This window comes from Holdemania filiformis DSM 12042 (genome assembly GCF_000157995.1).
Taxonomy (GTDB): Bacteria; Bacillota_I; Bacilli_A; order Erysipelotrichales; family Erysipelotrichaceae; genus Holdemania; species Holdemania filiformis.
The window spans coordinates 50,379-60,363 of sequence record NZ_GG657551.1; the positions used below are offsets into that span (position 1 = coordinate 50,379).

The window sequence follows — 9,985 nt, forward strand, 5'->3', positions numbered from 1 at the left end:
GAATAAGAGATAGTGTCTGACGGGTATCGCTTTCTCAAGCGTCCCTACACCTATAGTATATTCCATTCTTGAGTTATTTCAAGAACTTTTAATACATTAAATTTCAGTTGAGTTATCGTTTGCGAAGCAAAAGAGTGAAAGTCTTTTTTTCCTTATTATTAAAAAACAGATCCTTATCTGTGCTGCGGCCTATCGGCCTGGGTTCGTTAAATCCACATCTTATAATGAACGGAATTTCAGTACCGCGAAATTCTTCCTGCTGCCGCTGTGGAAGTCTGCCTCTCCATCAATTTCTTCCGTTGCCAGCCATTCCACACAAAAACCGCAGCGGCTTTCGCTGCGGTTGCCTTCTTTCCTGATTTCTGACTTGAGAAAACCAGAGACCCGTAACTTAGATGAAATATTCAACAGACTTCTTCGCCGACAACTTGCCTTCGATAAAGTCACGTTTTACCGCGGTATCATACGAGCGTGCATTGTACTCGCAGACAAATGAACAGCGCATACAGTTGATGCACTTGGTCTCATCAATTTCCAATGTCTGCGGATCGATCGCACCGGTCGAACAATTCGCTGCGCAGGCTCCGCACTGAATACAATTTTCCGCTTTGAATTCTTTCGGTGCTGCCGAGATTTCCTTCGCAAAATCAATTTCCGGCATTCCTTCGATTGTAATCGCTTCGATAGAGCCGCTGTTCAGCTTATCCATGATCTTGCCCGCGAATTCAGCCATTATCTTATTATCATCAACGTTTGGCCGGCTGTGTCCTGCCTTGGCGACGCTGGCAAAAACGTGCGGCGTTACCAAACCGATCGCGCCGACGACGACAAATCCCTGCTTGGAAACGATGCTCGCAATGTTGGCATAAACATTCTCAGCTGCACGGTTTCCAAAAGCGCAGACAACAACGCACGGGGTGTTATCGCCCTTTAAGTTAGTAAACAAGCCTTCAATCATCGGGATCTGTCCGCCATACGACGGCGCGGCGACGATTGCCAGATCCTCAGCTGCAAACGTTACTTCTTCTGTCCGGGATGTCGCGTTGGTCAGATCCGCAAACTCTACATCATCAGAGAACTTCGCCGCTAACATTGCCGCAGCATTTTTTGTTCCTTCTGTCGGCGAGAAAACCGCGACTTTCACATGCTTGGATTTCGGCGCTTCCTGCGGCGCCGGCGTTTTTTCCTCTGCGCAGCCGGCCAGTCCCATCAGTGCAGCTCCGGCAGTTAACGCAGCGGTTCCTTTAATAAAATTTCGACGTGATATTTCCTTCTTCATTTCTATTTCCTCCTCGTCTCTTCCATTGTATCAGGGTTTGTTCAATTTTCAACAATCAATTGATTATTTTTACAATCATTAGATTATTTTATTTAACCAAACGAGAATTATGCTATAATGACAAACAAAGAGGACACGCCTATGAACGAACATAACGCTCTATTAAAGAAATCCCGGATGACCCGTTACTTTATTGACGCTGTGATCACACTGTCGGATGATATTCCGGTCGATGCGATCACGCTGCGCCAGGTCGCAGCCGCCGCCGGCTACAACAGTGCGACGCTTTACAACTATTTTCAAAATATGAATCAGCTGATCGCCTTCACGCTGATCGACCGGATGAGCCGGATCTGGATCGACGCTTCAAAGTTACAGGGGCAACTGGACGGTTCGCTGAATCACTATCTGGGGCAATGGCTCGCCCAATGCCGCGAATCTTTCCAGCACCCTCAACTCTTTTTGTATTTTTTTCAACTGGAAGAGAAAGCGCAGATTTACCAGCGGATACCCGACTATTTCGCGGTCTTCCCCGAGATTCGCGAACAGCTCAGCCCCGGACTCTTAGCGCAGACTGAAGAAACAGACTTCGCGCGAAAGAATCAGAATATTCTGCTTCCCTGCGTCACGGAGGGTTATTTCCTGTCAGTTGATGTGGAAAACCTGATTGCGGCAGCCGATATTCTGTTCGGCGGCATTCTCTTACAAATCCTGCGCCATCGCACAGATCCCCAGGCCCCGATCCACTACACGCAGGTCTTCTTCCGTTTCCTGCATTCGTTCACTGATGCTTATCGGCAAAAACCAAGTCCGGAAAGTGACAAGTTATATGAACAGATCGAATGCTGGGATCCTTCTTTTTCCTTTCTTAATACCTTTTTGATCTAACTTTAATCCTTTTATTTTTAAAGGTTTCTTTCGGAAATCACACATTCCGGAAGTTTTTTTATTCCCGCTTCTCCGATTCATTTTCTTCCTGCGCTCTTCCTTCTTTTAAAACAATGGCCTGTCTTTTCGCTAATCTTGCTTTCAATCCGCAGAATCACACTTGTGAAAAGTCCGCGGCGGGTGACATCCTTCGTTAAGACAGACAATTGTCGGTTTTGTTTGTGTTTAACGCAAACAAAAAGGCATACGATCATGCCTTTTTGCCTGGGAGGTTTTTGAAAGGAGTGAATTTCTCATTTTCATTCTTGTTCGTGATGCTTTAGTTCTTCACAGGAAGAATCCTCCATTATTTCATCTGATCCGCAAAGAAGTGGACGGTTGCCTCAACGACGGCATTCTGGACGTCCGGATCATTGCCAAATTCCCCGGCTCCAAGCGAGTGTGTGCCGCGCGGCACATCCAGATGAGTTGTGATTTTAGTGTTGACCGCCGCCTCAAAGATTGGGTCGGTGATCGCCTTGGTTACGGTGTTATCCTGCCCGCCGGTGACCACCATCAGACTGCCGGTATAGGCGCTGAGATTGACCATTGGTTTGGCTTGTGCGGATTGCACTAAGAAGTCGTGCGCAACCGGAACCTCCTGATTCCAGATCCGGATGGCGGCGACACCGCTGTCCGCGGATTCTTCGATCAGTTTTCTAATCGTTTCCTCATCGCCCATGCTTGTCAGCGACTTCAGCCCGTCGGCCGCAGCCGGTGCCCACAAAACGGTCGTTCCGATCTTTTCCTCGCTTAAATACAGCGAAGTCACGCGGCCGCCCATACTGTACCCCAGCATCCCAATGCGATCTTCGTCAAGCTTGTAGTTCGCGCGGGCATATGCGAACACGCTGGCAACGTCATCGTGCATATTTTCCAGCGTATAGGCCATAAAATCTTCCTGACTCTCGCCGCAGCCTGGAAAATCCAGCCGAAGACTGGCAATGCCCTGCTCGGCCAGGCCTTTTGCGACATCAGTAAACGCCCCGCTTTCTTCCTTACTGCCCTGGAAACCATGAGCGAAAACGACTAACGGATAACCCGCTTCCGGCATGTCCGCCGGCAAGTCCAGAACAGCCTGGATTTTAGTACCGCGGACGGAATCGATCTCAACCTTCTCGCTGGTCGGCATTTTCACGATTTCCGGCAGGTTCTCCGGGTCCGGTGTTGGGGTTGACGTTGGTGCAGGAGTAGAAGCGCATCCGGCTAAGCTCAGGCACAGGCTCGCCGCTAATAAGCCATGACTCCAAGACTTCATAATTCTTCCCCTTCCGTTTCGATAACATGCTGATACCAGGCATAGCTGTCTTTTTTCACCAGCTTGCGCGTACCCTGACCGTTATTATCCACATCGACATAAATCAGGCCGTAGCGTTTTTCCATCTCGCAGCTGTTGCCGCTGACGATATCAAACGGCGACCACAGCGTATAAGCAAACAATTCCACTTCATCCTCTATCAGTTTCCGCATCTGCGCGATATGCTCGCGATGATAGGCGATGCGGTAATCGTCATGAATCTGACCTTCGCTGTCCAAAGTTTCTTCCACACCGATGCCGTTTTCCGCGATCATCATCGGTACATGATAACGATCCCAATAAGAGCTCATCGCGATATACAACCCGGTTGGATCGATCGTCCAGCCCCATTGCGTTGCTTTCGTAAACGGATTGGCCACCTTTTTTCCGGAAGCGTCGACGCAGTGTGAATAATAATACGCCACCGCCAGGAAATCCATCGTGTTTTCCTTGATCAGCTCCGCGTCGCCCGGCTCCATCCGAATCGTAATGTGATGTTCCTTAAAATAACGCTTGGCATATCCCGGATATTCTCCGCGCAGCTGCACGTCGGAATAGAAATAATCCTTCATCCGGTTTGCCTCCAAAGCCTGCTCGCAGGCTTTGGGGTCACTGTTCAGCGGGTAAGTCATCTGATCGGCAAGCATGACGCCGACCTGGATCTGCGGATCAATTACCTTCGCCGCCCGGACTAACAGCGCATTCGCCACAAATTCGTGATGAACCGCCTGGTACTTCGCCGCCGTGAAGTCCTCGTATTCGTCCATGATCATGCCTAACGAGCTGAATGATTCGCCGAAGATCAGATTGATCTGGTTGACAGCGATCCAGTACGGAACTAAATCGTGGAACTGTTCAAAACAGGTCCGGGCATAATTCACATACATTTCGATCGTCTCACGGCCATACCAGCCCTGATGATGCTGGACGATCGCCAGCGGCATATCGTAGTGCGACAGCGTGACAATCGGCGTGATCCCGGCCTCATGCAAGGCTTCAAAAACCTGGCGATAATAAGCTATGCCCGCCGCGTTAGGCTGTGCATCATCGCCATTAGGGAAAATGCGCGCCCAGCTGATGCTCATGCGGAAGGCCTTAAAACCCGCCTGCTTCATCAGCTCGATGTATTCCGGATAGCGATGATAGAAATCAACCGCCTCATGCTTGGGATAATGGTGAACCGGGTGATCGGAGAAAACATCCGCCACCCGTTCCGTTAAGGATTGCCGTGTATAATTGACGTTGCCGCCGTGCGCGTCGTGCGCCCGGCAAATCTGGATATCAGCGACATTAACGCCTTTGCCGCCTTCCTGCCAGCCGCCCTCCATCTGGACTGCCGCGCTGGCGCCGCCCCACAGAAAGGTTTCCGGAAACTTCGCCATCGTTAACCCTCCTTTTCCGTCAGCTTGCGCATGACGACTTCAAAAGTCAGAATCAGATCGGCAGTCAGCTCGATCTCGCTGTTGATCGTCATCAGTGTATCCTGGGCGTGATTAAATAACATGCTGTATTCATAGCAGATACCGCGGGCTTCATTCTGGATGATTTCCGTCTGCGCCCGATGCGCTTCCGCAATTTCCTTTTTCGCCGTTTCCAACAGCGAACGCGCTTCAGTGAAATTCATCTCCCGCATCGCTTCGCGGGCCTGCTTGGCATAGTTACGGGCGTCGCCGGCGTGCAGGATGATTCCCATCGCGGCGCTGACCAGGGCTGGCTGTGTGTTTTGTTCGCTCATGCTTCTTCCTCTTCCTTTAACACTTTCATTTCGTGGGCCTTAAAGAAAGGATACCAAATAACCCAGGATACCGCAAACAGGACAACTTCCAGCAGAATGACCCGGAAATCACCATGTGTCGCCAAGAAGGAACAGATCGGCATCGGCAGCTGATTGACGTTCATGACGGCATGCGGGATGGTGACCAGCCCGGCCTTTAAGACGAACCAGACGATTGTCGGGATAACCAGCGAGTTGATCCACATCGGCAGCATCAGAATCGGATTCAGCGCGATTGGCGCGCCGTAGACCAGGGGCTCATTGATATTGAACAGTGACGGAACCAGCGCTACCTGGCCGAAGCGCTTCAGGCGCTTGCTTTTGGAACGACACATCATGACATTCAGCGCCAGCGTCACACCCATGCCGCCGATAAAGATAACGCTGAAGGTGATATTGGAAGTATAGATATTGGTCGGTGCCAGACCGTTGGCAAAGGCTTCCGCATTGGCGGTGATGCCGGCCAGCGCAATCGGCGTCGTGATCGGATTCATAAACCAGCTGTTAACGCCGAAGGAATAGAAGAACGCCGGAATAAAGATACATAACAAGAAGCCCGGGAACGTCTGTCCAATCGCGATCAGCGGACTGAACAGCTGCGTGATCAGCGCGAACAGATCCAAATTCAGGCCATAGATCAAGGTCGTAGTCAGCACGAGTACGACGATGCCCGGAATGACCTGGTTCAGCCAGCGGACTAAGAAATCAGGAATCGCTTCCGAATCCTCAAACCAATGCAGCTTGAAGTAAAGATTACTGATCACAATCGTCACGATCCCCGCGAAGAATGCCGGAATCATACCGGTCCCGCCGAAGCGGCCGAAAGCTACCTGGAACTGGAAATTTTCGATTGACGGACGAATGATCATCATGAACATCATCAATGAGATCAAGCCTGTTGAAACGCCATATTCGCCGAAGCCGTATTCCTTTGCGCCGTGATAGCCGACTAAGAAGACCAGCGTCAGCGACATAATGCCGAAGCTGAACGTGTATACCGGCGATAAATCCGGCAAGAACGGCAGATAACCGGCGATCAGATTGTAGATGGAGACTAACGATCCCAGCAGCAGGATCGGAACGTTAGCCATCAGTGCGCTGGAGAGTGCCTTGATGATTTTTTTATCCATAAACTTGGCAACTTTCGGGGCAAAATCGCTGCCCAGCCATTGAATCAACTTATCCATGATTGAATTCTCCCTTATTCTTCTTAATTGCTTCCATGCTTAATTCCATCAACCCTTTGCCATCCAGTCCAGCGTACATTTCTTTGGGAATGACGATCACCGGCACATGATACGGCTCGCACAGCTGCGTCATCTCCGCTTTCACATATTCCAGATGCGGACCCAACAGAAGCAAATCGATCGCGTTCACGTCATCCTGAACGCTGTTCTTATTTTTAGCTTCGATCTTGGCGACGACATTCATTTTCTTAGCGGCAATCCGCATTTGCTGAGCGAGGAATCCGCTTGACATACCCGCGCCGCAGCACAGCAGAATTCTGATTTTATCCATCTTGATTTTCCCTTCCTTTTCGTATGAGAACCGGTTCTTACGCTATCATTATTGCGGATAAGGGGATTCCTTTCCACTCTCTTTTTTCACTGCCTGAGTGAAAACTCCAACAATTTCATACCCGCGGTGAATTTCATTGATTGAACCCGGCGGGATCTCATGCGTATAATAAGATCAACAAAGCACCCGTGTTCAACCTAGATTTGTTCTCAAAACAGGCGGTTGCCGGATGAAAGCTCCGACATTTCAGTCTGTCGAACAAGTGGGTTGTTAACAACGTCCATCAAAAATACCACAATTCTCGTTTCATCCAATCGGAAGGAGGGAAACCGAATGGATCCGATCAAAGAGAAAATCATCCTGCAGCTGCAGAAACAGCCGGAGCCGATAAGCTCCACGCGTCTGGCGGAACAACTTCATGTCAGCAGCCGGACGATCAAGAATCACATCAAGGGGATCAATCAGGAACAGCCCAATTTAGTCCAGGCAACGGCGAAAGGGTACATCTTAAATAAGCAAATGTCGCTGCCAGTTCCGGAAGAAACGCCGGCTCAGTCCTATGAGGAGCGGTTTTCCTACATCACGCATCTGTTTTTTGTTGATCACGCATCCTCGCTGAATCTTTACGATTTATGCGATGAGCTGTATTTGAGCTATTCCTCGATGAAACAGCTGATTTCCAAGGTGAATCAACAATACGACGCTTACGATTTGTCTTTAAAATGCAAGAACGACACGATTTTTCTCGTCGGTACCGAGCGTAACAAGCGACGCTTTCTGACGCAGACCTTATATAAGGAGGCAGCCGGCCACTTTGTCGATGCCGCGATGTTGAAAACACATTTCCCGGAAATCGATATCGCGTATCTGCAGACGACGATGCACAATATTTTCATGAAGTATAATTGTTATATCAACGACTTTGGGTATACCAACCTGCTTTTACATATCACGGTTATTCTTGACCGGATCCTCAACGGCAACGCCTTCAGCGAAACCAACGGCCGGCAGGAAACAGTCCATCCGATCTGTGAGGAATTGATCGCCACGTTTTCCACCCACTTCGGCGTACAATTTAATCCGCTGGAGCGGCAGAATATGAACGAGCTGATCACCGCAAACATCAATTTTATGCAGCGCAAAGATGATGAAACATTAAAAACGATCGTCGGGCCGCAGATTTTTAAGCTGACGCATGAAATTATCGACGAGATCAACCGCCGTTATCACTTGCAGCTGAACAAAGAAACGCTGTTAGTGCCGTTATCTCTGCATTTCAAGAATCTGTTCTATCGCTCCCAGCAGCAGACCAGCCTCAAAAATCCATTATTGGAAACGATTCAATCCTCCTGTCCGCTGCTTTACGACTGCGCGATCTGCATTACGGATTATCTCGACGAACATTTCAACATTCAGATCAGTCCCGATGAAACGGCCTATCTGGCAATGCACATCGGCGCGGATCTGGAACGGCAGCAGAAGGACATCAAGAAGTTGAAATGCGCGCTGCTCTGTCCGGATTATCAGCAGAATCAACAACAGATTTACAACTGTTTGTTAATCCATTTTGATTCAGATATCATTATTCCGACGGTTGTTTCGTTTGAGGAGGAGCTGGAGGATAAAAGCTACGAGCTTCTGTTTACCACCGTGCCGGTCCATGCGAACCAGGGCTTTACGATCCTGCTTCCGCCGATGATCAGTGCGATGAATCTCAAAGAGATTTACAGTCAAATTCAGACTGTTCTGGACCGCAAAAAAATGCAGATCCTGACGGAATATTATCCGCAGTTTTTCTCGCCTGCCTTATTTTATCTTGACAAACAAGCGGACAGCCGGCGCGAAGACATTCTGAAAATCTTATGCCGGAAGCTGCGTAACGAACATTTCGTTTCCTCTCACTTTCTGGATGAAGTGCTGAAGCGGGAGCAGGCAGCCACCACTGCTTTCGGACAGATCGCGATTCCCCATTCAATGAAAATGGACTGCGAAAAAACCGGACTGGCCATCGCCATTTCCCCCGCCGGCATCCAATGGGGAACACAACGCGTGCATATCGTTTTATTGATTGCGATCAACGAGAAAGACTCGCATTTATTTAAGGAATTATACGAAGCGTTGATCCTGCTTTTCTCCGATCCGTCGATTCTGGAAGTCCTGCGTCAATGCAAAACCTTTGAGGAGTTCACCAACGTCATCTTCAGCTATACGATGTGATTTAATTCTTAAACCTAATCTTTAGGACTGGAATGTCAAAGACAAAACCATTTAAACGACGAAACCCCCGCCTCTTTTAACCGGGGGTTTTTGTAATCCTGATTTATGAATGCCGATTTCACAGGAAATTACACTGGAAATGAGCAGCTTTCTGCGGCCGGGACAATTTAATTTCCTCGATCTTGGCGTATTCCTAGCCATCGCTTACCTGATTAGCTTTTTCAGTCCTCACTTCATCATTATTTGATTGTTCAATGTCTTGTACCAATCAATCCTGAGAGAAAGAGAACTGGGTACGATTATCCGCTTGATGCTTTGAATCAGATAGCTTTTTAAGTTGATCCTGAAGATCTTTCGGGGTATTCATTCTATTTAAAACTTGGACGATCTCATTCACTTCTTCTTCATTTAAATCATCTAAAACTTTCTCATCGTTCTCCGTCAGCTCCCATTTCTGCCGCAATATATCCTTCAGCAGTGAAACTTTTCCTTTTACGAACCCTTGAACCAGACCTTTTTCTATGCCTTTTTTATACACCGTCTTTTCATCCATCTCGTCATATTTCATCCGCATCTTGGCAATCGCATAACTGGTGTCCTTTAGATAGTCCATCCGCTTTTCTTCCATTAGATTATCTCCCTCGATTAGTCATGAGAAAATGAAAACTGAGCATGATTCTCGGCTTGATGCTTTGGATCAGAAAGCTTTTTAAGTTGATCCTGAAGATCTTTCGGGGTATTTATTCTATTTAAAACTTGAACGATTTGATTCACTTCTTCTTCGTTTAAACTATCCAAATCTTTCTCATCACTTTCCGTTAATTCCCATTTCTGCCGCAGTAACTCCTTCAACAAGGATATTTTCCCTTGTTTCACGCCTTTCTTTACACCTTTCCGCATCCCTTTTTTTATGCCTTTTTTATACACTGTCTTTTCATCCATCTCGTCGTACTTCATCCGCATCTTGGCAATC

9 protein-coding genes and 1 pseudogene are annotated in these 9,985 nt (G+C 48.3%); 2 read left to right on the forward strand and 8 right to left on the reverse strand.

The genetic code is table 11. The annotated features are described in order from the left end of the window. Positions 1-391: 391 nt before the first annotated feature. The gene (locus HOLDEFILI_RS00205; RefSeq protein WP_006057267.1) at positions 392-1,279 is read right to left on the reverse strand and encodes a 4Fe-4S binding protein; all 888 of its coding nucleotides are present in this window, start codon (positions 1,277-1,279) and stop codon (positions 392-394) included. A gap of 141 nt (positions 1,280-1,420) precedes the next feature. On the opposite strand from HOLDEFILI_RS00205, the gene HOLDEFILI_RS00210 reads away from it, so the two are divergent. Then, a complete protein-coding gene (locus tag HOLDEFILI_RS00210) occupies positions 1,421-2,167 on the forward strand; it encodes a TetR/AcrR family transcriptional regulator (RefSeq protein WP_039863531.1) in 747 nt (248 codons plus the stop codon). Positions 2,168-2,513: 346 nt separating this feature from the next. Here HOLDEFILI_RS00210 and HOLDEFILI_RS18100 read toward each other — a convergent pair whose 3' ends face one another. Genes HOLDEFILI_RS18100 through HOLDEFILI_RS00235 form a run of 5 tightly spaced genes read right to left on the reverse strand, consistent with a single transcriptional unit; the run spans position 2,514 to position 6,795 of the window. Then, on the reverse strand, positions 2,514-3,464 hold the full coding sequence (locus HOLDEFILI_RS18100; protein WP_006057270.1) for an alpha/beta hydrolase family protein: 951 nt from the start codon (positions 3,462-3,464) through the stop codon (positions 2,514-2,516). Then, positions 3,461-4,885: a glycoside hydrolase family 1 protein gene (locus tag HOLDEFILI_RS00220; protein ID WP_006057271.1), complete on the reverse strand. Its 1,425-nt coding sequence runs from the start codon at positions 4,883-4,885 to the stop codon at positions 3,461-3,463. The genes HOLDEFILI_RS18100 and HOLDEFILI_RS00220 overlap by 4 nt, the downstream gene beginning before the upstream one ends. Positions 4,886-4,887: 2 nt before the next feature. After that, entirely contained in the window at positions 4,888-5,238 is a 351-nt protein-coding gene (locus tag HOLDEFILI_RS00225; protein WP_006057272.1) for a PTS lactose/cellobiose transporter subunit IIA, read from the reverse strand. After that, positions 5,235-6,464 (reverse strand): PTS sugar transporter subunit IIC, encoded by a 1,230-nt coding sequence (locus tag HOLDEFILI_RS00230; protein WP_006057273.1) that lies wholly within the window; start codon positions 6,462-6,464, stop codon positions 5,235-5,237. The genes HOLDEFILI_RS00225 and HOLDEFILI_RS00230 overlap by 4 nt, the downstream gene beginning before the upstream one ends. Further along, positions 6,457-6,795 carry a PTS sugar transporter subunit IIB gene (locus HOLDEFILI_RS00235; RefSeq protein WP_006057274.1) on the reverse strand — a complete coding sequence of 113 codons (339 nt, stop codon included), beginning with the start codon at positions 6,793-6,795 and terminating at the stop codon, positions 6,457-6,459. Before HOLDEFILI_RS00235 ends, HOLDEFILI_RS00230 begins: the two co-directional genes overlap by 8 nt. Before the next feature lie 333 nt (positions 6,796-7,128). On the opposite strand from HOLDEFILI_RS00235, the gene HOLDEFILI_RS00240 reads away from it, so the two are divergent. Then, positions 7,129-9,012 carry a BglG family transcription antiterminator gene (locus HOLDEFILI_RS00240; RefSeq protein WP_006057275.1) on the forward strand — a complete coding sequence of 628 codons (1,884 nt, stop codon included), beginning with the start codon at positions 7,129-7,131 and terminating at the stop codon, positions 9,010-9,012. A 268-nt stretch (positions 9,013-9,280) separates the two neighbouring features. Here the strand turns inward: HOLDEFILI_RS00240 and HOLDEFILI_RS00245 are convergent, their stop codons facing one another. Both HOLDEFILI_RS00245 and HOLDEFILI_RS00250 read right to left on the reverse strand, forming a co-directional pair. Continuing rightward, on the reverse strand, positions 9,281-9,640 hold the full coding sequence (locus HOLDEFILI_RS00245; RefSeq protein ID WP_006057277.1) for a hypothetical protein: 360 nt from the start codon (positions 9,638-9,640) through the stop codon (positions 9,281-9,283). Positions 9,641-9,657: 17 nt separating this feature from the next. After that, a pseudogene (locus tag HOLDEFILI_RS00250) lies at positions 9,658-9,985 on the reverse strand (hypothetical protein); the annotation flags it as partial.

Excerpts from the sequence above, each read along its gene's own strand:
- HOLDEFILI_RS00205 (WP_006057267.1), bottom strand. The coding sequence starts at position 1,279 with ATGAAGAAGGAAATATCACGTCGAAATTTTATTAAAGGAACCGCTGCG.
- HOLDEFILI_RS00210 (WP_039863531.1), top strand. The coding sequence starts at position 1,421 with ATGAACGAACATAACGCTCTATTAAAGAAATCCCGGATGACCCGTTAC.
- HOLDEFILI_RS18100 (WP_006057270.1), bottom strand. The coding sequence starts at position 3,464 with ATGAAGTCTTGGAGTCATGGCTTATTAGCGGCGAGCCTGTGCCTGAGC.
- HOLDEFILI_RS00220 (WP_006057271.1), bottom strand. The coding sequence starts at position 4,885 with ATGGCGAAGTTTCCGGAAACCTTTCTGTGGGGCGGCGCCAGCGCGGCA.
- HOLDEFILI_RS00225 (WP_006057272.1), bottom strand. The coding sequence starts at position 5,238 with ATGAGCGAACAAAACACACAGCCAGCCCTGGTCAGCGCCGCGATGGGA.
- HOLDEFILI_RS00230 (WP_006057273.1), bottom strand. The coding sequence starts at position 6,464 with ATGGATAAGTTGATTCAATGGCTGGGCAGCGATTTTGCCCCGAAAGTT.
- HOLDEFILI_RS00235 (WP_006057274.1), bottom strand. The coding sequence starts at position 6,795 with ATGGATAAAATCAGAATTCTGCTGTGCTGCGGCGCGGGTATGTCAAGC.
- HOLDEFILI_RS00240 (WP_006057275.1), top strand. The coding sequence starts at position 7,129 with ATGGATCCGATCAAAGAGAAAATCATCCTGCAGCTGCAGAAACAGCCG.
- HOLDEFILI_RS00245 (WP_006057277.1), bottom strand. The coding sequence starts at position 9,640 with ATGGAAGAAAAGCGGATGGACTATCTAAAGGACACCAGTTATGCGATT.